General features: G+C 55.1%; 20 protein-coding genes. 6 read left to right on the forward strand and 14 right to left on the reverse strand.

What is annotated here, in order from left to right:
- Positions 1-234: 234 nt before the first annotated feature.
- The 3 genes from nagC to nagB are packed head-to-tail and all read right to left on the reverse strand — an operon-like array spanning position 235 to position 3,451.
- Complete coding sequence (gene nagC / locus DPA2511_RS05730; RefSeq protein ID WP_012764734.1) at positions 235-1,458, reverse strand: DNA-binding transcriptional regulator NagC; 1,224 nt, start codon at positions 1,456-1,458, stop codon at positions 235-237.
- 7 nt (positions 1,459-1,465) lie between these two features.
- Positions 1,466-2,620, reverse strand: a complete 1,155-nt coding sequence (gene nagA / locus DPA2511_RS05735) for an N-acetylglucosamine-6-phosphate deacetylase (RefSeq protein ID WP_012764735.1) — start codon at positions 2,618-2,620, stop codon at positions 1,466-1,468.
- Positions 2,621-2,650: 30 nt separating this feature from the next.
- Entirely contained in the window at positions 2,651-3,451 is an 801-nt protein-coding gene (gene nagB / locus DPA2511_RS05740) for a glucosamine-6-phosphate deaminase (RefSeq protein WP_012764736.1), read from the reverse strand.
- 291 nt (positions 3,452-3,742) lie between these two features.
- Between nagB and nagE the strand changes: the two genes are divergently transcribed.
- Entirely contained in the window at positions 3,743-5,209 is a 1,467-nt protein-coding gene (gene nagE / locus DPA2511_RS05745) for an N-acetylglucosamine-specific PTS transporter subunit IIBC (RefSeq protein ID WP_012764737.1), read from the forward strand.
- 161 nt (positions 5,210-5,370) lie between these two features.
- On the forward strand, positions 5,371-7,029 hold the full coding sequence (glnS, locus tag DPA2511_RS05750) for a glutamine--tRNA ligase (protein ID WP_012764738.1): 1,659 nt from the start codon (positions 5,371-5,373) through the stop codon (positions 7,027-7,029).
- A gap of 163 nt (positions 7,030-7,192) precedes the next feature.
- Here the strand turns inward: glnS and fur are convergent, their stop codons facing one another.
- The gene (gene fur / locus DPA2511_RS05755) at positions 7,193-7,639 is read right to left on the reverse strand and encodes a ferric iron uptake transcriptional regulator (RefSeq protein ID WP_012764739.1); all 447 of its coding nucleotides are present in this window, start codon (positions 7,637-7,639) and stop codon (positions 7,193-7,195) included.
- Positions 7,640-7,961: 322 nt separating this feature from the next.
- Complete coding sequence (fldA, locus tag DPA2511_RS05760; RefSeq protein ID WP_012764740.1) at positions 7,962-8,489, reverse strand: flavodoxin FldA; 528 nt, start codon at positions 8,487-8,489, stop codon at positions 7,962-7,964.
- Positions 8,490-8,892: 403 nt separating this feature from the next.
- Here fldA and DPA2511_RS05765 point away from each other — a divergent pair, with 403 nt between their 5' ends.
- The gene (locus tag DPA2511_RS05765; RefSeq protein ID WP_012764741.1) at positions 8,893-10,578 is read left to right on the forward strand and encodes a methyl-accepting chemotaxis protein; all 1,686 of its coding nucleotides are present in this window, start codon (positions 8,893-8,895) and stop codon (positions 10,576-10,578) included.
- A 40-nt stretch (positions 10,579-10,618) separates the two neighbouring features.
- Here DPA2511_RS05765 and ybfE read toward each other — a convergent pair whose 3' ends face one another.
- Both ybfE and ybfF read right to left on the reverse strand, forming a co-directional pair.
- Positions 10,619-10,900 carry a LexA regulated protein gene (gene ybfE, locus DPA2511_RS05770; protein WP_012764742.1) on the reverse strand — a complete coding sequence of 94 codons (282 nt, stop codon included), beginning with the start codon at positions 10,898-10,900 and terminating at the stop codon, positions 10,619-10,621.
- A gap of 192 nt (positions 10,901-11,092) precedes the next feature.
- Positions 11,093-11,863 (reverse strand): esterase, encoded by a 771-nt coding sequence (gene ybfF / locus DPA2511_RS05775; RefSeq protein WP_035049477.1) that lies wholly within the window; start codon positions 11,861-11,863, stop codon positions 11,093-11,095.
- Positions 11,864-12,145: 282 nt separating this feature from the next.
- Between ybfF and seqA the strand changes: the two genes are divergently transcribed.
- Complete coding sequence (gene seqA, locus DPA2511_RS05780) at positions 12,146-12,676, forward strand: replication initiation negative regulator SeqA (protein WP_012764744.1); 531 nt, start codon at positions 12,146-12,148, stop codon at positions 12,674-12,676.
- Between the two features lie 24 nt (positions 12,677-12,700).
- Complete coding sequence (gene pgm, locus DPA2511_RS05785; RefSeq protein ID WP_012764745.1) at positions 12,701-14,344, forward strand: phosphoglucomutase (alpha-D-glucose-1,6-bisphosphate-dependent); 1,644 nt, start codon at positions 12,701-12,703, stop codon at positions 14,342-14,344.
- 86 nt (positions 14,345-14,430) lie between these two features.
- Here pgm and DPA2511_RS05790 read toward each other — a convergent pair whose 3' ends face one another.
- Entirely contained in the window at positions 14,431-14,859 is a 429-nt protein-coding gene (locus DPA2511_RS05790) for an EamA family transporter (protein ID WP_012764746.1), read from the reverse strand.
- A gap of 323 nt (positions 14,860-15,182) precedes the next feature.
- Here DPA2511_RS05790 and DPA2511_RS05795 point away from each other — a divergent pair, with 323 nt between their 5' ends.
- Positions 15,183-16,019, forward strand: a complete 837-nt coding sequence (locus DPA2511_RS05795) for a hypothetical protein (RefSeq protein ID WP_012764747.1) — start codon at positions 15,183-15,185, stop codon at positions 16,017-16,019.
- A gap of 22 nt (positions 16,020-16,041) precedes the next feature.
- On the opposite strand, the gene kdpE is transcribed toward DPA2511_RS05795, so the two are convergent.
- Genes kdpE through kdpF form a run of 6 tightly spaced genes read right to left on the reverse strand, consistent with a single transcriptional unit; the run spans position 16,042 to position 23,920 of the window.
- Positions 16,042-16,722 (reverse strand): two-component system response regulator KdpE, encoded by a 681-nt coding sequence (gene kdpE / locus DPA2511_RS05800; RefSeq protein WP_012764748.1) that lies wholly within the window; start codon positions 16,720-16,722, stop codon positions 16,042-16,044.
- 4 nt (positions 16,723-16,726) lie between these two features.
- Positions 16,727-19,459 (reverse strand): two-component system sensor histidine kinase KdpD, encoded by a 2,733-nt coding sequence (kdpD, locus tag DPA2511_RS05805; RefSeq protein ID WP_012764749.1) that lies wholly within the window; start codon positions 19,457-19,459, stop codon positions 16,727-16,729.
- Positions 19,460-19,473: 14 nt separating this feature from the next.
- Positions 19,474-20,049 (reverse strand): potassium-transporting ATPase subunit KdpC, encoded by a 576-nt coding sequence (kdpC, locus tag DPA2511_RS05810; RefSeq protein ID WP_012764750.1) that lies wholly within the window; start codon positions 20,047-20,049, stop codon positions 19,474-19,476.
- Positions 20,050-20,064: 15 nt separating this feature from the next.
- Positions 20,065-22,131, reverse strand: coding sequence for a potassium-transporting ATPase subunit KdpB (gene kdpB / locus DPA2511_RS05815; RefSeq protein WP_012764751.1), 2,067 nt, complete (start codon positions 22,129-22,131; stop codon positions 20,065-20,067).
- 14 nt (positions 22,132-22,145) lie between these two features.
- On the reverse strand, positions 22,146-23,831 hold the full coding sequence (gene kdpA, locus DPA2511_RS05820; RefSeq protein ID WP_012764752.1) for a potassium-transporting ATPase subunit KdpA: 1,686 nt from the start codon (positions 23,829-23,831) through the stop codon (positions 22,146-22,148).
- Positions 23,831-23,920: a K(+)-transporting ATPase subunit F gene (gene kdpF, locus DPA2511_RS21125; RefSeq protein ID WP_153247079.1), complete on the reverse strand. Its 90-nt coding sequence runs from the start codon at positions 23,918-23,920 to the stop codon at positions 23,831-23,833. Before kdpF ends, kdpA begins: the two co-directional genes overlap by 1 nt.
- Positions 23,921-23,946: the final 26 nt, after the last annotated feature.

Raw genomic sequence — 23,946 nt, forward strand, 5'->3', positions numbered from 1 at the left:
TCATCATCAGGTTTCCTTGCCATGGACGCCATCATCGATGATATCCGCCGTGTCAGTGACATTGATTTAGCATCAAAAGGCCGTAGTAATTCAATATCATTTAATGAAAAAAGCCATTGTGATGATGAATATTGAATTAATGAGGTAGTTTATTGGTGTTTGTATAAAACAATGAGAGGGGAAGACCGGATTTTTGGCGATCCCATAATCCGGCCTTATGGCGAAGTTTTGAACTTACTGATTTTCAAGCAGACGTTGCAACAACACGCCATTCAGCATCGCGCGTTTGACCAGCGCAAATGCTCCGATGGCCGACAGATGGTGGAGTTGTGATACCACCACCGGCAGGTTGTTGCGGAAGTCCCTGAGCACCTGCGTATTGATGCAACGTTGGATGGCGGGCAACAACAACTTTTCCGCCTCGATAATTTCGCCGGCGATGACCACCCGCTGCGGATTGAACAGGTTAATCGCCATAGACAAGGCTTTTCCCAGATTCAGACCCGCCAGCTCAATGACTTCACGCGCCAGCTCATCGCCCCGGTTGGCCGCTTTGCAAATCGCGTCGATACGGGCGTTGTCGGCCGTCAGTTTGCTGGGGAATCCTTGCTGCAGCAGGTGTTGCACCCGGTTTTCAATCGCACCGTTTGATACCACCGTTTCGAGACAGCCGAAGTTGCCGCAATGGCAGCGGTCGCCCAGTGGGTCTATCTGGATATGGCCGATTTCCCCCACGTTACCGTTACTGCCAAGAAAAATTCCTCCGTTGACCAGAACACCCGCGCCGACGCCGCGATGGACTCGCACCAGTATGGAGTCCTGACAATCTCGGGTCGCGCCGAAATAATGTTCGGCCAGCGCCAGGCTGCGGATGTCATGACCGACGAAACTGTAAACGTTGAACTGGCTTTGCAGGCGTTCCACCAGCGGCCAGTTATCGACGGGAATATGCGGCATGTAGCGTACAACGCCAGCGTTAGGATCAACCAGACCGGGCAGCACCACCGAGATGGCGATCAGCTCTCTGATACGGCGCTGGTGAGTGTCGGTAAATTGCCGGATGGCGTTGAATAGCGCGGTTTCCAGCGTATCTTGCGTTGTTTCCGGCAGATCGTAGTGCGATTCCTCCAGCCGTTTCCCCTGAAGATCATACAAGGCGATGGTGGCGTCATGCCGCCCGAGCCGGACGGCAATGGCGTGAAAGGGGCGTGTTTCGGAAATGATGGAGATGGCGCGCCGGCCTCCGGTAGAGGCTTGTTGATCCACTTCTTTGATCAACCCGCGCTCCAACAACTGGCGGGTGATTTTGGTGACACTAGCGGGGGCTAACTGGCTTTGCTCTGCGATTTGTATGCGTGAAATCGGGCCCTGTTGATCAATCAGGCGATATACCACCGCGCTGTTGAGCTGTTTGACAAGATCAATGTTGCCTATCTGTGCCTGTCCGCCTGTGGTCATGAAAACGCTACTCGTCGGTATTCAATACATCTTCACCGTTGACGAAGGTATTGAGGATCTGAAAATCGCGGGTAAAGACGGCCAGGTTTGCCACCTTGCCGGCTTCAATACTGCCCAGTCGGTGGTCTTCCCCGATGGCTCTCGCCGGATACAGCGTCGCCATTCTTAATGCTTCATCCAAAGCAATGCCCGCATGTTCAACACAATTGTGTACGGCGTCTATCATGGTGAGTGCGGAACCGCTAAGGGTGCCGTTTTCGTCCACGCAGATACCATCGCGGTAGTATATGGGTTTGCCGGCAAAAATGAACCGATCAATGTTGGCGCCAGCCGGCGCCGTGGCGTCAGTGACCAACACCAGCTTGTCGCCTTTGATGCGCTTCGTGTTGCGGATCGACGCCCAGTTGACGTGATAGCCGTCGGCGATGATGCCGCAGTAAACTTCGGGGGCGTCGTAGATGGCGCCGACCAGCCCAGGCTCGCGCCCTGTTATATGCGGCATGGCGTTAAACAGATGGGTGGCAAATCGGATACCGGCGGCAAAGCCTTGTTTCGCTTCTGCCCAGGTGGCGTTGGAATGGCCGGCGGAAACCACAATTCCTGCCCGTATCAATTTTCTGATGACGGCGGTAGGCACGCATTCCGGCGCCAGCGTGATTTTGCTGATGACATCGGCGTTATCGCACAGATAATCCACCAGCTCGTTATCCGGCTGGCGGATAAAACTGGCGTCGTGCGTACCTTTTTTCACCGGGTTTAGCCAGGGCCCCTCAAGGTGTAACCCCAGTGCCTGGTTGCGATGCTGTGCCAGCCAGGCTCGCATCACTTCCACGCTGTGTTTCATGAAGGCGTCGGACGAGGTAATCAAGGTCGGCAGAAAACTGGTACAGCCGGATTTTTCATTTGCCCGTTGCATGACTTCCAGCGTTTTGACGGAAATGGTCTCCATCGAATCGTTGAATTGAACGCCGCCGCAGCCATTCAACTGCAGATCGATAAACCCGGGTGCCAACAGGGCGCCCGCCAGGTCGCGTTGGTGTAGATCTGGTGGTACATCCTGCACCGAGCAGACCTGATGAATCACCCCATCGGCAATGATAACCGCATGTGCGTCCAATACCTGATGGCCGGTAAAAATACGACCGTTGATTAAAGCGTACATCGTAATCTCCTTAATCTCCCGACTCACTGACTACAGGTTTTTAATATTTTCAGCTTCCAGTTCGCGGAAATATTTCACCGTTTTCACTTTCAGTTCCATGGTTGACGGCTCGTCGCAGACGATCAGCGAACGGGCATGCAACTGCAGACAGCTGATAGTCCACAGATGGTTGACGTTGCCCTCCACGGCGGCCTGTAATGCCAGCGCTTTGTGTCGCCCCGTCACCAAAATCATGACTTCTTCCGCATCCAGCAATGTCCCCACGCCTACCGTCAGCGCATATTTGGGCACCTGATCAACATCGCCGCCGAAGAAGCGGGAATTGGCGATGCGGGTCTCTTCCGTCAGGGTTTTGATCCGAGTACGGGAAACCAGCGATGACGCCGGCTCGTTGAACGCGATATGCCCGTCATTGCCAACACCGCCCATGAATAAGTGGATTTTACCGTAACACCTGATTTTTTCTTCATATTGCTGACATTCAGCGGTGATGTCTGCTGCGTTACCATTCAGCAGATTGATATTTTCGTCTGGAATATCAACATGATTGAAAAAATTGTTGTACATGAAGGAACGGTAACTTTCCGGATGATCGGCGGGCAGCCCGACATATTCATCCATATTGAAAGTGACGACATGTCTGAAACTGACTTTGCCCGCTTTATATAACTCGATCAGGGCTTTGTACGCCGCCAGCGGCGAACTGCCGGTTGGTAGCCCCAGGATGAAAGGGCGTTCCGCCGTAGGCTTGAATGCGTTGATGCGTTGTGCGATGTAGTGGGCGGCCCATTTTCCGACCTGTTCGGCGTGGGTTAACGGAATCAATCTCATTGCTGTACTCCTCGTCGATGGGGTTGCCTGGTAGCGGCAAAGTCGTATTGAATGTTTCCAAATCTGGGCCCAGTGTAGCGCGTTTTTTTTATCTTGAAATAAGTCGTGATAATGGTGCGCCATAAACTTTTAATATGTGCATTTTTGGTGATTTTTATCACATAATCCATGCTATTAATTTTCGTGACGAATTATTCTGTTGACACGTTGTATCCGGTCTAGAAGACTGGCGATAAGTGAAGATGGTTGCACCAGTAAAATAACCTGTTGGCTGAAAGGGGAGAGGGGAAGGTGAGTATACTCAGTTATTTACAAAAGGTAGGCCGGGCGCTGATGGTGCCGGTCGCCACATTGCCCGCCGCCGCCATCCTGATGGGGGTGGGATACTGGATTGACCCGGTTGGCTGGGGGAGCGAAAGCGCGTTGGCGGCGTTGCTGATCAAATCCGGCGCCGCGATCATCGAGCATATGGCCGTGCTGTTCGCTGTCGGCGTCGCTTACGGTATGTCTAAAGATAAGGATGGGGCTGCGGCGTTGTCCGGATTCGTTGGATACCTGGTGGTGACGACGTTGTGCTCACCGGCAGCGGTATCGATGATCCAGCATATTCCGCTGGCACAGGTGCCCGCTGCGTTTTCAAAAATTGAAAACCAGTTCGTGGGGATTCTGGTCGGGGTGATTTCCGCCGAACTCTATAATCGCTTTAGTAATGTCGAATTGCCTAAAGCGCTGTCTTTCTTCAGCGGGCGTCGGTTGGTTCCGATTTTGACGTCGTTGTTGATGATCGTGGCTGCATTCGTGTTGATGTACGTTTGGCCGGTGATTTACGGCGCGCTGGTCGCTTTTGGCGAACATATCCAGCAACTCGGGGCGGTGGGCGCCGGCGTTTATGCGTTCTTTAACCGTCTGCTGATTCCGGTTGGTCTGCATCATGCGCTTAACTCGGTGTTCTGGTTCGATGTTGCGGGTATCAACGATATCCCTAATTTCCTGAGCGGGCAGCAGGCGATTGATGCCGGTAAAGCAATTCCGGGAATCACCGGGCGCTATCAGGCCGGTTTCTTCCCGATCATGATGTTCGGTTTGCCCGGCGCGGCGCTGGCCATTTATCACTGTGCGCGTCCGGAAAACCGTAGCCGTGTCGCGGGTATCATGGTGGCGGCAGCATTTGCTGCGTTCTTTACCGGTATCACCGAACCGCTGGAATTCTCCTTTATGTTCGTTGCGCCGGTGTTGTATGTGCTGCATGCGCTGCTGACCGGGATTTCCGTTTTCATCGCTGCCAGTATGCACTGGATTGCCGGGTTTGGTTTCAGCGCCGGTCTGGTGGATATGGTGCTTTCTTCCCGTAACCCGCTGGCGACGCAGTGGTACATGCTGTTGCTGCAAGGCATCGTATTTTTTGCGATTTATTATGTCGTGTTTCGCTTCACGATTGTTCGTTTTAACCTGATGACGCCAGGCCGCGAGGCTGCTACGGCCGATGCACCTGCCGCCCGGGTGGATGCCGGAGATGACAAGTCGGTGGCGCGTGCCTATCTGCAGGTTTTGGGCGGTAAGGACAATGTGACAGCGATCGACGCTTGTATTACGCGGTTACGGCTGACGGTGAAAGACTCGTCGCTGGTGGATGAATCCGCGGCCAAACAGCTAGGGGCGGCCGGTGTGATACGTCTTAACAAACAGAACGTGCAGATTGTTGTGGGGACACAGGCTGAAAGTATCGCTATGGCTTTGCGGCAGGTAGCGGAAGAATAAACCTCGCATCGTTATTGGCTGTCCGCGACTAAAACGGAGAATATGCGAAAGCAGTTCTCCGTTTTTTATCTTAAACTTTCATTCAACAAACAGTTGTTTCCCCGCTTAGCTTGTTGGATCATTAGCGGTTATGAGTTGTTTTTCGCATTGAGGAACCAAGCATGAGTGAGGCTGAAGCCCGCCCAACCAATTTTATTCGCCAGATTATTGATGAAGATTTGGCTTCTGGTAAGCATCGTAGTATTCAGACGCGGTTTCCGCCGGAGCCGAACGGCTATCTGCATATTGGCCATGCCAAATCCATTTGTCTGAATTTTGGTATTGCCGTTGATTACGAGGGCAAATGCAACCTGCGTTTCGACGATACCAATCCGGTGAAGGAAGATATCGAGTACGTTGAGTCGATTAAGCATGACGTGCAATGGCTCGGTTTTTCCTGGAGCGGTGATATCCGCTATTCCTCTGATTATTTCGATCAGCTGTATTCGTATGCGGTTGAGCTGATCAGCAAAGGTCTGGCGTATGTTGATGAATTGACGCCGGAACAGATTCGCGAGTATCGCGGCACGCTGACCGCGCCGGGGAAAAACAGCCCTTACCGCGATCGCACCGTGGAAGAGAACCTCGCGCTGTTTGAAAAAATGCGCAATGGGGAATTCACCGAAGGTAGTGCTTGCCTGCGTGCGAAAATCGATATGGCCTCGCCCTTTATCGTGATGCGAGACCCCGTGTTATATCGCATCAAATTTGCCGAGCATCATCAGACTGGGAACAAGTGGTGCATCTACCCGATGTATGATTTTACCCACTGCATTTCCGATGCGCTGGAAGGTATCACTCATTCGCTGTGTACGCTTGAATTCCAGGATAACCGCCGCCTTTATGACTGGGTGCTGGATAACATCAGCATTGCCTGCCATCCGCGGCAGTATGAGTTTTCTCGGCTCAATCTCGAATACACGGTGATGTCTAAACGTAAGCTGAATCTGTTAGTGACGGACAAGCATGTAGAGGGCTGGAGCGATCCGCGTATGCCGACGATCTCCGGTCTGCGCCGTCGTGGTTATACCGCTGCGTCTATTCGTGAATTTTGTCGTCGTATCGGCGTCACTAAACAAGATAACACGGTGGAAATGGCCGCGCTGGAATCCTGTATTCGTGATGACCTGAATGAAAACGCGCCGCGTGCAATGGCGGTGCTGGATCCGGTGCGCGTTGTTATTGAAAACCTGCCAGAGAACCACGAAGAGTGGGTTGAAATGCCGAACCATCCAAATAAACCGGAGATGGGAACCCGGCAGGTGGCGTTTAGCCGCGAAATCTATATCGATCGGACCGATTTTCGTGAAGAAGCCAATAAACAATACAAGCGCTTGGTGTTGGGCAAAGAGGTACGTCTGCGTAACGCCTACGTTATTAAAGCCGAACGTATCGATAAGGATGAACAGGGCGCCATTACCACGATTTACTGCAGTTATGATGCGGATACCTTGAGTAAGGATCCGGCGGACGGCCGCAAGGTAAAAGGGGTTATTCATTGGGTTTCTGCTGCTCATGCACTGTCTGCGGAATTCCGCTTGTATGATCGTCTGTTTAGCGTACCGAATCCCGGTGCTGCGGATGATTTTCTCTCCACGATCAACCCGGATTCTCTGAGGATCGTGCAAGGGGTTGTTGAGGCGAGCTTGAGCCAGGCTCAGGCGGAAAAAGCCTATCAGTTTGAACGTGAAGGGTATTTTTGTGCTGACCCGGTATACTCCAGTGTTGAACATCTGGTGTTCAATCGTACTGTTGGTCTGAGAGACAGCTGGGTGGGTTAATACTATTGACACCTCGCATGACAAAAAAACCGCCGAGTGGCGGTTTTTTTTAGCCGGATATGTTGCAAGGCAGGAATCAGGCTACTGATTCGCTATGATTGCGTCACGTATTCGGTGCGTAAAAAAACGCTTTCTGCGGTTTTTTTAACACTCGGATAAGTAATTAGCGCTCTTCATGCAGGCTATCATCTTCACGGCAGTTGCCGTCAATACAGTGACCATAAAGATATAAACTGTGGTTGGTCAGCTTGATGCCGTGTTTTTCAGAGATCTCGCGCTGACGCGCCTCGATGGATTCGTCGCTGAATTCGATAACACGACCGCAATCCAGACAGATAAGGTGATCATGATGGTGCTGTTGGGTCAGTTCAAATACCGATTTACCACCTTCAAAATTATGTCGGGTGACAATGCCGGCGTCATCGAACTGGTTCAGTACGCGATAGACCGTCGCCAGACCGATTTCTTCGCCCATATCGATCAGCTTCTTATAGAGATCTTCCGCGCTGACGTGATGGCACTCAGGAGCCTGAAGCACTTCCAGTATTTTTAATCGGGGAAGTGTGACTTTCAGGCCGGCCTTCTTTAATGCGGTATTATTGTCAGTCATGCGGATATTGTCCTGTTGCTCTACTTTTTGTCAGTCAGGCTGATAGCCTGGTCTCATCGGTCGGCTTAAAAAAGGTTACTGCCCTCAATTATAGGACTGCACTGTCGAAATGAAAACAGCCTAACCTTTACCATACTATTCCCGCCTACTACACAGATCTACGATCTATGCCCCGTTGACGAGAGCAATATTGCGATGCGGCAAGCAAACCGGAAAATATTATACTCTGTTGTAGCAGAAAGTTAAAAAATCGTATTTATCTATATGATAGGTTTTATCTCTTGATAAGAGATGGCCCTGGATTTGGCAGGGCCATTGTCTGTTAGGAGAGTAATGTTTTGAGATTCATCTCTTCGCTGATCTGTTTTACCCAGGCGGCGACCCGTTCTGTCGTCAATTCCGGCTGACGGTCTTCATCTATGGCGAGCCCGATAAAATGCTTGTCATCCACCAGGCCTTTCGATGCCTCAAAATAGTAACCTTCCGTCGGCCAGTTGCCGACGATGGTGGCGCCGCGCGGCTCAATAATGTCACGGATAGTCCCCATGGCATCACAGAAATACTCGGCGTAGTCTTCCTGGTCTCCACAGCCGAAAATCGCTACTAGCTTGCCGGCGAAATCGATCTCTTCCAGCGTAGGGAAAAAATCATCCCAGTCGCACTGCGCTTCACCGTAGTACCAGGTCGGGATACCCAGCAACAGGATGTCAAAACGCTCAAGATCTTCTTTACTGCTTTTGGCAATGTCATGAATTTCAGCAACTTCGGTTCCAAGATGCTGTTGGATTGCTTTGGCGATATTTTCAGTGTTGCCTGTGTCACTGCCAAAGAAAATGCCTATGAGAGCCATGGATTGGATAACCTCTTAATTTCTAAGGATATGGTGTATGTCTCACCAGCGATCCGGTAATGATAGCAGACAGTTTATAGTGGAGAAACTCGAATCTCTATGCCGCCCGACGGGATAAGTAAATGGCAGTGTTAATTTCATTACTTAATTTTTTTAGTTTTTTAAAAATACAGGTCTGTAATATCTCATTGGAAAATAGACGGATTGCTAAAAAGCATAATAATTTTTAGCTTTTTAAAGGCGTTAACGCGCTAAATGTTCCTGTGATTTGGTCGATGAATGGAACAAGTTTCTTCGTGAAATGTAAATCACAGCAATGTTTTTTGCGCAATCATAGTCTTTATTTATTGCATACCTCACAACAAATCTTACCTTGTGTAATCATTCAGGCTGGAGTCTATCTATGCAATTCCTGAAAAATATTGCTATTCGCACCGCAATGATGTGGGTACTGGGTACCTTTTGTGCGCTATGGGTTGCGGTGTCGGTTTATACTATGTACTCGTTTCGTACCATGAACGAGACGTCAAAAACCAGTTCATTGCTGGTTAACAATATGGATTTGGTGAATACGGGGAATGATCAGTATTTTCGAATGGTGACTCGGTTAGCGCGCGGCGTGGACTATCGTAAGAGTGGTGATAACCAAAAAGCCGACGAACAGCAGAAGTCATCTCTGGCTGCACTAGATTTACTGAAATCCAACCTTGAGGCATTCAAAAAGATCGACCATGCCGGTTTGTCGCAGTCGTTAGTGGATGCGGTTATCCGGGATTGGGAAAACCTGATTACTCAAGGGGTCGAACCCATGTATCAGCGGGCGGTGGAAAATAATCTCGTCGAGTATGACAAATTCGCCAAAGATGTCGTGCCGGTTTTCAGCCGTCAATTCAATGTCTCTTTTACCAATTTCAACAAGGCCGGTTCCGAAATGTTCGTGGATGCTGGAAAACGCCTTGAAAAAATAACCTGGTATGGACAAAACATTCTGCTGGCCGGGTTGGCTGGCGGCCTGTTGATGCTGTTAATGACGGATCGCTATCTGGTTGCTTATCTGGTACGTCCTCTGAATGATCTGCGTGATCATTTCCAGGTAATTGCGTCTGGCAGGTTGGGCAAACCGATTATAGATTTCGGCAACAACTGCGTGGGCAGGCTGTTTCCGTTGTTGAGAGATATGCAGTCCAGCCTGGCTAATACGGTCAGCACTATTCGTTCCAGCGCGGATACCATTTATCAGGGGGTATCCGAAATTGCGTCCGGTAACAACGATCTGGCGGCGCGAACGGAATCGCAGGCTGCTGCGCTTGAGGAAAGCGCTGCCAGCATGGAAGAGCTTACGTCAACCGTGAAACAGAATGCGGACAACGCCAGCCATGCCAGTCAGCTGGCCAATCAGGCGTCGCAGACCGCCAGCAAAGGCGGGAAGCTGGTCGACAATGTCGTGAAAACCATGGCCGATATTTCCGGCAGCTCGAAGAAAATCGCCGAAATCACGAGTGTGATCAACGGAATTGCATTTCAGACCAATATCCTGGCGCTGAATGCCGCGGTGGAAGCTGCGCGTGCGGGTGAGCAAGGGCGTGGTTTTGCCGTGGTGGCGGGCGAAGTAAGAAGCCTGGCGCAGCGCAGCGCTCAGGCGGCGAAAGAAATAGAGGGATTGATCGCCGAATCTGTCCGTTGTGTAGATTCAGGATCAGCCTTGGTTGCCGACGCCGGCAATACCATGAGCGAGATCGTGACTGCTGTCACCAATGTGACGGATATCATGTCCGAGATCGCCGTCGCGTCTTCCGAACAAAGCAAGGGGATCGCACAGGCAGGGCTGGCGATTACGGAGATGGACGGCGTTACTCAACAGAATGCTTCGCTGGTTCAGGAAGCGTCTGCAGCGACTCGTTCTCTGGAAGAACAGGCCGCCATCCTGACAGAAGCGGTGTCCGTATTCCGGTTATCGGAACACCAATCCGTCTCTGCTCAACCCTCCCGCCCTCGCATGGAGCCGAAAACGATCCCGACGCCTGCAGCCAAAGCATTACCTGCGAGTGGGAAAAGCAGTAAGGGAAGTGATAACTGGGAAACGTTCTGAGTGATTGAACCCGGCGTCATGGATGACGCCAACAAAGACGTCAGGTTTTCTCTCCGGCCAACTGGGCCAGCAACATTTGCTCAATCAATTCGCTGCGGCTGATGTTTTTTTCCTCAGCCAACGCATTCAGAATTTCCACGGCTTCGTGGTTTATCTTCAATTCTATACGCCGCAAGCCGCGAACCCGATCACGCCGAAGTTGGTTGCGTTTGTTGATTCGCAACTGTTCATCACGGGAAAGCGGATTAGTTTTGGGGCGGCCAGGGCGACGCTCATCCGCGAACAGATCAAGCGTGGTGCGATCCGTTTGTTCTTTTGCCATAAGTCATGGTACTGCAAGAAATTCGGCCAAAACACAACGCTGCTCCGTCATTGCGGGCGGCGGTGTTTTGATGAAATGTGGTTAACGATGCAAGGCCAGTGAGCCGTTCCTTTTTCTGCGCGCGCCATAATACCCCAGCCGCCGCCGCTGCGACAACGGTTTGTACCGCATTGAGCGGCGCGCGCGGCACGATTAATCGTCATTCAGAAACCGGTTTACCACCCTTAGCACCGCATCGGGTTTTTCTGCATGCACCCAATGTCCCGCTCCATTGACGACGTGTGCTTTCGCCTGCGGAAATTGACGCAACAGCGCTCCGCGGTAACGATCATCCAGATAAGGCGAATTGCCGCCACGGATGAACAGTATCGGGCCATGCCAGGCGGGGATTTCCTGCCAGCCGACGATATTTTCGTATTGATCCCAGAGCACGGGAACGTTAAAGCGCCATTCACCTTGCTGGAACGACTTCAGCAGAAACTGGACAATGCCTTCTTCACCTGGCAAGTAGGGGCGCATCAGATCGGCGGCTTCGCTGCGTCGGATTACGCCGGCCTCACTCACGGCGCGGATAGCGGCGAAAACCTTATCGTGACGGCGCACCTGATAATCCACCGGTGCGATATCAATGGCGACGATGCGGTCGATACGCTCGGGGAGTTGCGCACTCAACGCCATGGATGCTTTGCCTCCCATCGAATGGCCGATCAGAATGACGCGCTCGCATCCCAGTTCGTTAATCAACTGGCATATATCCTCAGCCATAACGGAATAATTCATTTCCGGCGCACGCGGCGATAGCCCGTGGTTACGCAGATCGATTTGCACGGTGTCGTGACGCTGTTGCAGATCGCGGGCCAGTACGCCCAGATTGTCGAGGGTGCCAAACAGCCCATGAATGAGAATGACGGGAAGACGATTCTGCGGTTGTTGTGCGTTTTGCCAGCGATAATTCAATTTCATGGTGAAGTTCATTCAGAGAGACAGAGGGTTAGGGTATCATGACTTTACTCAGCAATCCTGCCGCAGTATAAATCCGCAGTGCCCATGAGGGCCGCGGGCGGGGCACAGTCAGAGGCCGCTCGGTGATGGCGAAAGGGAAAGCCAGTCGAGGTCAGATTAATCGGCGACCGGCCTGAGGATTTTCCTGAATGTGATACCGATGAGGCTGTTCGCCGTTGGTCGGTAACGCTTAATTTGTATAATCCCTAATGATTAAAGATTAAGAAACAGCACTGGATAAAGATGAAAACTATTGAGGTCGACGAAGAGCTTTATCGTTATATCGCCAGCCATACCCAACACATTGGCGAAAGCGCATCGGATATTTTGCGTCGGATGCTGAAATTCAATGAGGCGCTTGTGGCTGCTGAAACGATAACCCCTGCGGTGGAAGACGCTCAGCCTGCGGCGTTGCAAGGCACGCGAGACAAGGTTAGGACCTTGCGTGAGTTGCTGCTTTCTGATGAATACGCTGAACAGAATAAGGCGATCAATCGTTTTATGCTGGTACTGTCCACCTTGTATAGCCTGTCTTCTCAGGAATTCGCCGCCGCTACCGAGTCATTGCATGGCCGTACCCGCGTCTACTTCGCCGGGGATGAGCAAACGTTAATGCTGCACGGTAATCACACCAAGCCCAAACATATTCAGGGCACGCCATACTGGGTGATTACCAATACCAATACCGGTCGCAAGCGAAGCATGATTGAGCACATCATGCTGGCCATGCAGTTTCCACCGGAACTGATAGAAAAAGTTTGCGGCACCATTTAAATCACTGCGTCAGGAAAATACGCCATGGCAAATCATCCACGTGCTGGCCAGCCAGCCCGACAGAGCGACCTGATTAATGTCGCACAGTTGACGTCCCAGTATTATGTGTTGCGCCCGGAGATTTCCAATCCGGCGCATGCGGTGAAGTTCGGTACCTCTGGTCATCGCGGCAGCGCAAGCCGCCACAGTTTCAATGAGGCGCACATTCTCGCCATTGCTCAAGCCATTGCTGAAGAGCGGAGCCGTCAGGGCGTTACCGGCCCTTGCTATGTCGGTAAAGATACCCATGCGTTGTCCGAGCCGGCGTTCATTTCAGTGTTGGAAGTGCTGACGGCGAACGGTGTGGATGTGGTGATTCAGCAGGACAATGGCTTTACGCCGACGCCTGCGGTGTCCAATGCCATTCTGGTGCATAACCGTAACGGCGGCGCTCTGGCGGACGGTATTGTGATCACGCCGTCCCACAATCCGCCGGAAGACGGCGGCATCAAATATAACCCAACCAATGGCGGCCCGGCGGATACCCATCTGACCAGCGTTATCGAAAAGCGCGCCAATGCGCTGCTGGCGGATAATCTGCGCGAAGTGAAGCGTCTGACGCTGGATAAAGCTCGCCAGAGCGGGTATTTGCACGAGCAGGATCTGGTTCAGCCCTATGTCGAAGGGTTGACGTCGGTGGTGGACATGGCGGCAATCCAGCGTGCCGGTTTGAAACTGGGCGTCGACCCGCTGGGCGGTTCGGGTATCGCCTACTGGCAGCGCATCGCCGAGCATTACAAACTGGATCTGACGCTGGTCAACGACGCGGTGGATCAGACGTTCCGTTTCATGACGCTGGATCACGACGGCGTGATCCGCATGGATTGCTCTTCCGGTTCGGCGATGGTGGGCTTGCTGTCGCTGCGTGACAAGTTTGATTTGGCGTTCGCCAACGATCCGGATTATGACCGTCACGGCATCGTCACACCGGCCGGGTTGATGAATCCAAACCATTATCTGGCCGTGGCCATTGATTATCTGTTCCGTCACCGTCCGCAGTGGGGCAGTGATGTCGCCGTCGGGAAAACGCTGGTGTCGAGCGCCATGATCGATCGCGTGGTGGCGGATTTGGGTCGCAAGCTGGTGGAAGTGCCGGTTGGCTTTAAGTGGTTTGTCGACGGTTTGTTTGATGGGAGCCTGGGTTTCGGCGGTGAAGAGAGCGCCGGGGCGTCGTTCCTGCGTTTCGACGGGAAACCGTGGTCGACCGACAAGGACGGCATCATTCTGTGCCTGCTGGCGGCCGAAATGACCGCCGTGACCGGTAAGAACCCGCAGCAGCACTATGATGCGCTGGCCGCACGTTTTGGTGCGCCGAGCTACAACCGCCTGCAAGCGTCGGCGACGCATGCCCAGAAAGCGGCGTTGTCCAAATTGTCGCCTGAACAGGTGGCGGCCAGTACGCTGGCCGGCGATCCGATCACCGCACGTTTGACGGCGGCGCCGGGTAATGGCGCGTCCATCGGCGGGCTAAAAGTGATGACGGAAAACGGCTGGTTTGCCGCGCGTCCGTCCGGCACGGAAGAGGCGTATAAAATCTACTGCGAAAGTTTCCTGGGTGCCGAGCATCGCGAACGGATCGAAAAAGAAGCGGTGGAAATCGTCAGCGCCGTGCTGAGCAACGCGAAGTAATTCCTGCTGGATGGTAGTCGGGCGCTGTATCGGCAGCGCCCGCTGTCGGATGTGACGGATTCGCCGGTTCGTCAGTTCATCTCTCGTCAGCCGAGCGCAACCAACAGCGCGCCTGCCGAGATCAATGCAACACCCACGCCCGCCAACAGCGACACTTTTTCTCCCAACAGAATGACGGCCAGGATCACGGCAAACACCACGCTGAGCTTATCGATAGGGGCAACCTGCGCCACATTGCCGTTTTTCAACGCCATGAAATAGAACAACCAGGACAGCGCGCCGGCCACACCGCTCAGAACGATAAACAACATGGCCTGGTGATTGGTCAGCACATCGCTGACCAGCGACAGCTTACCCTGAGCCACCACCACACCGACCAGAAACAGCGCCATGATCACGGCACGAACGGCGGTGGCGGTGTTGGCGTCCAATTGTTGCAGGCCTATCTTGCCAAACAGCGCCACCAGCGCGGCGCACAGCGCAGAAAGCAGCGCATAGAACAACCAGCTACTCACATGAATCCCCTAAGAAAATGATATCTGTTCGCAAATGCTACGCCGATGCGGCAGCGGGCGCCAGTCTGTAAAAAAACGACGCGGTCGGTACCGGCGCCGGGCGGTTATGCTGTCAATTGCTGTACTTACGTCTAGTTACATTTATTAACCCAAAACGATAGATTGACACCGTAAATCTTTTCGGATTATGCCGCTGATGGCGGCGGTCTGCGCCTGCCTGGGATGTTCGACAACAGTCTCGGTATGAGGCCGCCGCCGATGTTTCGTCTGTTCGTAAAGGCGACTCGTTGCCCGTCAGTCCTCTGAGAATAAGGAGAATATTGATGAGAATTACATCGACGGCGTATAGCCAGCGTGTGATTTCTACGGTGAGTAATCAAAGCCGAGAGGCGACGTTTGCGCAGATGCTAAATAGCAAGGCGGAAGCATTAAATCAGGGAACGGCGAAAGGGCGAACGGCAGAAAGCATTGCGGGTTCGGGCAATGATCTGTCGTTTGAGTCGATACAGAACAGCTTCGATGAATGGCTTGCCGAGCGGGAAGCGGCCGGTTTGCCTCAGGAGCGGCTGCAGCTTATTGCCGATTCTCGCGACACTTTTCTTAGCGTCGTGAAAAGGGCGCAGGAAGAGGGCGGGTATAGCGATCCCCAATCCTTTGTGAAGAGTCTCAGTGAAAACGAACTGAGCGCATTGCAACATACCCACATGGGGCTCACGGCATTGCATCCTGATGAGATGAGCACTGAACAGGCATTTAACCTGTTGGTATCGATGAACCAGTCGCAGGATATCGACAGAGACGGGTATACGAACGTCGGCCATGAGTTTCCCATGATGGTTTTCCCCCCCAGGGATGCGCCGCAATCGTTTAAAGATGCCTGGGAAGAGAGCACGAAAGATATGAGCTCCGACGATGTGGGTATGATGATGCTGAGCATGTGGATGTCGGTACAGGCTGCTTCGGTAACGCTCAATTCGGATGGTTCCCCCGGCCGGGTTTATGTGGATGGCACCCAACTGGACTATAAAGCGCTAGTAGATGGCGAACTGGAATCGACAATTAACAGTTACTCGTATCAGGAAACCGATGAGCAGCGCGAAAATGTGCTGCGCATGGTCGCGAACTATCAAGTATTACGGGATCGTTTGATGACCGCCTGACGGCGCCAACTGCTGTCGGGAGCTAAGGCATAAAGCGGTAGCCGATGGCGGTTTCGGTAATAAAGTGACGGGGACGCGCCGGGTCTTGTTCCAGTTTCTGGCGCAGATGGCCCATATAAATACGCAGGTAGTGGCTGTGCTCCACCGCATTCGGCCCCCATACCTGATTGAGCAACTGGCGTTGGGTCAGCACCTTGCCGGGATTGGCAAGCAGGGTGGCCAGCAACCGGAACTCGATGGGGGTGAGATGGATCGCCTCATCGGCGCGGCTGACCTGGCGATTGACCAGATCGACGGTGACATCGGAAAAGACGATCAGTGGCGAAGACTGCGGCGCAGTGCTGGCGCGACGCAGCGCGACCCGCACGCGGGCCAGCAATTCGCCGATGCCAAAGGGTTTGGTCAGATAATCTTCCGCGCCGGCGTCCAGCGCGTCGATCTTGTCCTGTTCATCGGTGCGGGCGGAAAGCACGATAATTGGAATGGCGCTCCACTGGCGCAGATCGCGGATATAGTCGATACCGTCGCCGTCCGGCAGGCCCAGATCGAGAATAATCAGGTCGGGTTTGCGGGTCGCCGCCTCAATCAGGCCGCGTTGCAGGGTTTCGGCATCGAAAACACGGCACCCCTCGCTTTCCAGCGCGTTGCGCAAGAAGCGGCGGATCTCTCTCTCGTCTTCCACGATCAGTATGTTGGTCTGCAACGGTCTATGTCTCCCCATCCTCGGGTTCGATATCAGGCGGCGCGTTGAGCGGCAGGGTAAAGTGGAATACCGCACCGCCGGTGTCGGCAGAATTTGTCGTGTTGAGGTTATTGGCCCAAATACGGCCGCCGTGGATTTCGACAATCGCCCGGCAGATGGCGAGCCCCAACCCAACGCCCGGTATCGACGACTCTTTCTGCCCGCGAGCGAACTTGTCGAAGATAGCCTTCTCCTGCCCGGCCGGAATGCCGGGGCCGTTGTCTTTCACCTGCACTTCCAACTGTTCGCCGTCAACCGACGATGACACCGTCCGGGCCGACAGTGTGATGATCGCTTGTTCGCCGGCATATTTGATCGCATTTTCCAGCAAGTTGATCAGCACACGCTCGATCAGGCTGGCGTCGCAGTACACCAGCGTCATCTCCTGCGGCAACTGTAGCTGAATGGTATGGTTTGCCCACGAATTTTCCAACTGTCGCAGCGCGCTTCCGGTTAATTCCTCCAGTGTTTGCCACTCTTTGCGCAGATGGAAACCGTCGGATTGGATGCGCGCCATATCCAGCAGATTATTCACCAAACGTGTGGTGTTGATGATTTGCTGACGGAGTTGATTCGCGTGCGGCGCATAGGGAGAGCCCGCCGACGCCAGATTGAGGGTGAGTATTTCCGCTTGCCCGAACAGCACCGTCAGCGGTGTACGCAAATCGTGGGACAACGCGGCCAGCAGTGAATTGCGCAACTGTTCCCGTTCGGCGTCCAGCCGGGCATTTTCGGTACTTTTCACCAGATAAAGACGCTCCAGCGCATTGGTGATCAATACCGTGAAGGTTTCCAGCATGCGCTGCTGTTCCGGGATCATTAACTGGCGGGCATTACCCGGTTCGATGGCGATAACGCCAAATGCCTGCTGCGCCGTGACCAGCGGCAGCAACTGGTAGGGAACGCCGGGTAGCGTCGAGGTGCCGGCCCCCGCCGGTGTGGCATGGTCGTAACTCCAGCGGGCAATGGCGGGGTCAACGCTTAAGCGATCCGGTTCGTCCAGTGCCATGGGGTGCAGTTCATCATCCGGCGAGGCGTGGTCAGCAAGCAGAATGGCGATGCGCGCCTGAAAGGTGGTGCGCAGAAAATGGTGGCTGGCTTTGGCGATATCCTGCACGGACAGGCTGCGGTTCAGCGCTTTGGACATCTCGTACAGATGGCGGACGCGCTGTTCGCGGTAACGGGCGACACGGGCCTGATAGCGCACGCCTGCCGTGAGGTTGCCCACCAGAATGCCGACGCTGAGCATCACCGCGAACGTCACCAGATATTGGGCGTCGGCAACGGCGAGGGTGCCTTTGGGCGCGACGAAGAACAGATCGAAACTGGCGACGTTGAGTACCGCCGACAATACCGACGGCCAACGCCCATAGAACAGCGACACTACCACCACCGCCAACAGATAGAGCATCACCAGATTGACGGGCTCCAGCATCGCGAAGGGCGACCACAGCGCCAGCAGAGTGATCAGCGTGCACAAACCGATCGCGACCCCGCAGCCATAAAACTGCAACCGCCATTTGTCCACCAAGCTACGGGTGTCGGTGGCTTTGATGGCAGACAGCGGCCGTTCATTCTGTGTCGAGACCACCACCAAATCGAGATCCGGCCCTAGCCGGCCCAGCTTGTCGGCAAAGCGTTTCCGGCGCCAGCCGAACCCTGTCTCGCTGTGGCGGCCAATCACGATTTTGCTGAGATTGTGTTCGCGGGCGTAACGCAGCACGGCGCGCTCCGCATCCGGATCGGACAGCGTGGCGGTTTCCGCGCCCAGATCCTGCGCCAGTTTCAGCGCCCGCAGGATGGCGCGGCGCTGTGGTTCCGGCAGGCGGTGCAAACCGGGCGTTTCCACGTAGACCGCGTGCCAGACGCTACCCAATCGGGCAGCCAGCCGGGCCGCGGTACGCACCAATTTTTCATTGCCTTGCCCTTGGCCGATGCACAGTAAGATGGCATCGCGCGTATGCCAGACACGCTCCTTGCCCTGGCTGGCGCGCATCTGATCATCCACCCGGTCTGCCGTGCGGCGCAGCGCCAGTTCACGCAACGCGATCAGATTGCCCCGGCGAAAGAAATTTTCGATGGCGCGTTCCGCCTGAACCGGCAGATAAACTTTCCCCTCGTTTAATCGCTGGCGCAAATCATCCGGCGGCAGGTCGACCAGTACCACTTCGGTGGCCTCGTCAAAAATAGGGTCGGGCACCGTTTCCCGTACCCGGATGCCGGTAATGCCGCCGACGATATCATTCAGGCTTTCCAGATGCTGAACGTTGACGGTGGTGAACACATCAATACCTGCATCCAACAACTCCTGCACATCCTGCCAGCGCTTGGGATGGCGAGAACCGCGCAAGTTACTGTGCGCCAGTTCGTCAATCAGGATCAGTGCCGGGCTACGGGCTAACGCGGCGTCCAGATCGAATTCGTGGTGATGACGGCCGTGATGGCCGATACGCTTCATCGGCAACTGCGGCAGGCCATCCAGCAACGCAGCGGTTTCGCTGCGACCATGCGTTTCCACCACGCCGACCAGCACATCCAGCCCCTGGGATTTTAGCCGCTGGGCCTCTTGCAGCATGGCGTAGGTTTTGCCCACGCCCGCACAGGCGCCAAAGAAAATCTTCAGTTTTCCGCGCGGTTGTTCGCCAATCTGGCTGAGCAACGTGTCCGGATCAGGGCGATGCTGTTCCTCTTCGGTCATGGCGGTTCCTTATCTCAGGGCTGTGGTTTGATCTGATCCAGCGCCAAATTCAACTCTACTACATTCACCACCGGCGCGCCGATAAAGGCCGGCATCGGTGTTTGGGTAGCGCGAGTGATTAATTGTTCGACCACGGTTGTCGATAGACCACGCGCCTTAGCGATACGGTCTGCCTGATACTGCGCTGCTTGCGGCGAGATATGCGGGTCGAGGCCGCTGGCGGAAGCCGTGACCAAATCCACCGGCACCGGGGCGTCATTGTTCTGGCGTTGACGCCAGTTCTTGACGTTCTGGCCGATGGCCTGATCCAGCGCCGGGTTGCTGGTCGCCAGATTACTGCCGCCGGACGCCAACGGGTTATAGGCGCTGTCCAGGGTCGCGGACGGACGCCCCTGGAAGTCGCCGTCGCGGCTGAAAGACTGGCCGATCAGTGCGGAACCGACGACCTTACCCTGCCGATACAACAAGGAACCGTTGGCCTGCGCCGGAAACCACCACTGGCCAAGGCCGGTGATCAGCAGCGGGTAAGCCACCCCGGTTATCAGTGTCATGAGCAGCAGCATGACCAGCGAAGAGCGAAGATAACGCATGATATGTCTCCTTATTTACGCCACGCTGAGCGCCGTCAGCATGAGGTCGATCAACTTGATGCCCAGAAACGGCACCACCAGACCGCCGACGCCGTAAATCCACAGGTTGCGGCTGAGCAGCGCGGCGGCGCTCATCGGGCGATAGTCGATACCTTTTAGCGCCAGTGGGATCAGAAATACGATGATCAGCGCGTTGAAGATCACCGCCGACAGCATGGCGGAGGTCGGGGAGTGCAACTGCATCACGTTCAGCGCATTAAGCTGCGGATAGGTGGCGGCGAAGGCGGCAGGAACGATGGCGAAATACTTGGCGACATCGTTGGCGATACTGAAGGTGGTCAATGATCCGCGGGTCATCAGCATCTGTTTACCGATGTGCACCACCTCGATAAGCTTGGTGGGGTTGGAGTCCAGATCCACCATGTTGCCCGCTTCCTTGGCGGCCTGGGTACCGGAGTTCATCGCCACCGCGACATCGGCCTGCGCCAGCGCCGGGGCATCGTTGGTGCCGTCGCCGGTCATCGCTACCATGCGGCCCTCGGCCTGATACTGGCGGATCAGCGCCAGCTTGGCTTCCGGCGTGGCCTCCGACAGAAAATCATCCACGCCGGCCTCGGCGGCGATAGCGGCGGCGGTTAGCGGGTTATCGCCGGTGATCATCACCGTTTTGATCCCCATGTTGCGCAGTTCGGCGAAACGCTCCTTGATGCCGCCTTTGACGATATCCTTCAGCGCGACCACCCCCAGCACCTTGCGGCCTTCGGCGACCACCAGCGGCGTGCCGCCCTGACGCGCGACGTTGGCGACGCTCTCCTCTACGCTACTGGAAAAATGCCCTTGATTGGCCTCGATATAGCGGCGAATCGCGTCCACTGCGCCTTTGCGGATGGTGCGCCCCTGAACGTTGACGCCGCTCATCCGGGTTTGGGCCGAGAAGGGGACGAAGGTCGCGTCCAGATCCTGCAACGGGCGCTCGCGCAGATTGAAGCGTTGTTTAGCCAGTATCACAATGCTGCGGCCTTCCGGCGTTTCATCCGCCAGCGACGCCAGTTGGGCCGCGTCCGCCAGCGCCTGTTCGCTGACCCCCGGCGCGGGCAGAAAGGCGGAGGCCTGACGGTTGCCTAACGTGATGGTGCCGGTTTTGTCCAGCAGCAGAACATCGATGTCGCCTGCGGCTTCCACCGCGCGGCCGCTGGTGGCAATCACGTTGGCGCTCAGCATCCGGCTCATCCCGGCGATACCGATGGCCGACAGCAGGCCGCCGATGGTCGTGGGGATCAGGCACACCAGCAGTGCAACCAAAATAGTGACGCTGATCGTGGCGCCGTGGTGGTTGGCGAGCACACTGAACCAGGAGAATGGCGACAGTGTGGCGGTCACGAGCAGAAAAATGAGTGTCAGCTCCACCAACAGGATAGTCAGCGCGATCTCGTTAGGCGTTTTGCGCCGCCGGGCGCCTTCCACCATGGCGATCATCCGATCGATAAAGGTTTCGCCGGGATTGACGGAACACTGGATCACCAGCCAGTCCGACAGTACCCGGGTTCCGCCGGTCACTGAGGCGAAATCGCCGCCGGATTCACGGATCACCGGCGCAGATTCGCCAGTGATGGCGCTCTCGTCCACCGAAGCGCCGCCTTCCAGCACTTCGCCGTCGCAAGGGATCATCTCTCCAGCCCGCACGATCACCCAATCGCCTTTGCGCAAGGAATCGGCGGGGATTTTTTGACTGTCGGCGTGGGCTCGTGGTTCGCTGAGCTTGTTGGCCCAACTGGTTTTTTTCACGCCTTTCAGGGTTTCGGCCTGCGCCTTGCTACGCCCCTCGGCCAGTGCCTCGGCGAAATTGGCGAACAGGACGGTAATCCATAGCCACAGGGCCACCAGCCCGGTAAACATGCCGTTACCTTCGGTCTGGCCGGCGAGGATCGCCAGCCAGATGCCGCTGGTGAGCAGGCTGCCCAGATAGACGATAAACATCACCGGGTTGCGCCACTGAGCGCGTGGGTCGAATTTTTTCACCGCATCCAGCAGCGCGTTGCGCACCAGTGCGGAATCAACGAGGGAAAGCTGTTTACGAATCATGTTCTTTCTCCGGTTCAGCGAACCAGACTCAACTGTAAATGTTCGGCAACCGGGCCGAGCGCCAGGGCAGGGATGAAGGTCAACGCGCTGATAAGCAGGATGATGGCGATCAGCATGCCGATGAACAGCGGCCCTCGGGTGCTGAGGGAGCCGCGGGTTTCCGGCTGGCGTTTCTTGGCGGCTAACGAACCGGCGATAGCCAGTACCGGGATCATGACCGAGAAACGGCCGACCAACATGGCGAATGCCAGCGTCAGGTTATAAAACGGTGTATTGACGTTGAGACCGCCGAAGGCGCTGCCGTTGTTGTTGGCGGCGGAGGAGTAGGCGTAGAGCACTTCGCTGAAACCGTGCGCGCCGGGGTTGAAGATGCCGCTGCGCCCCGCTTCGGTGCCAAGCGCCAGCGCGGTGCCCAGCAGCACCAATGCCGGGGTGATCAGGATCGCCAGCGCCGCCATTTTCATCTCCCAGGCATCGATTTTCTTGCCGAGATACTCCGGCGTGCGGCCGATCATCAGCCCGGCGATAAATACCGTCAGCAGTACGAAGATCAGCATGCCGTATAAGCCGGAACCCACGCCGCCGAAAATCACTTCTCCCACCTGCATCAGCCACATCGGTACCATACCGCCCAGCGCGGTGAACGAGTCATGCATAGCATTGACCGCGCCGCAGGACGTCGCGGTGGTGATGGCGGCGAAGAAGGCGGAGGCGAGTACGCCGAAACGGGTTTCCTTCCCCTCCATGTTTTGTGCGGAATCTGCGCCCAGCGCCAGTAGATGCGGGTTGCCGCTGACTTCGGCGTACATCGTCACTGCGGACGCGGCGATCAGCATCAGCGACATCGCCCAGAGCAGCGTGTGGCCCTGGCGAACATCGTTGACCACCCGACCGAAGGCAAAGCAGAGCGCTGCGGGGATGAGCAGGATCGACAGCATCTGTATCAGGTTGCTCAGCGCGGTCGGGTTTTCAAACGGGTGCGCGGAGTTGGCGCCAAAAAAACCGCCGCCGTTGGTACCGAGCATCTTGATGGCTTCCTGCGACGCTACCGGGCCCATCGGCAGAATCTGCGTTGCGCCTTCCAGCGTGGTTGCCGACTGATAAGGCAGAAAGTTCTGGATCGTGCCCTGACTGATGAAAAATAGCGCCATCAACATCGCGATCGGCAACAAAAGATAGAGGTTGATACGTATCAAATCGAGCCAGGCGTTGCCTAGCGCCTGTGTGGAGCGGCGGGCAAACGCACGCATTAAAACAAAGGCGACAGCGATGCCGGTGGCGGCGGAGAGAAAGTTCTGCACCGTTAATCCCAGCATCTGACTGAAATAACTGAGCGTGTTCTCGCCGCTGTAAGCCTGCCAGTTGGTATTGGTCACAAAACTGATGGCGGTATTTAACGCCAGATGCCAGGACATGCCGGGCAGATGTTGGGGATTCAGCGGCAGATGCTGTTGAAACATCATGATCAACAGCAGTAGCACGATGCCGCCGGCGTTGAGCAGTAGAATGGCCAGCGCGTATTGCCGCCAGTTCATTTCACTCTGCGGGAAACCGCACAGCCGGGCAAGGTCGTGTTCCAGCGGCAGCAACACGCCGGTTTCCCCTTCAACCAAACGTGCCAGCCAGGCGCCTAACGGCTGCGACAGCACCAGCAGCAGCGCAAACAGGCTGACGATCAGTAAGAACGCATTGCCGGCCATCAGAATTCCTCCGCATTAAGCAATGCATAACACAGGTACACCAGCAGCAGCGCCACCAGAATACCTTCTGCAATCAAATCGATATTCACGAGATACCTCCCTGTCGAGGTCATTG

This window comes from Musicola paradisiaca NCPPB 2511, from assembly GCF_000400505.1.
Classification (GTDB): Bacteria; Pseudomonadota; Gammaproteobacteria; order Enterobacterales; family Enterobacteriaceae; genus Musicola; species Musicola paradisiaca.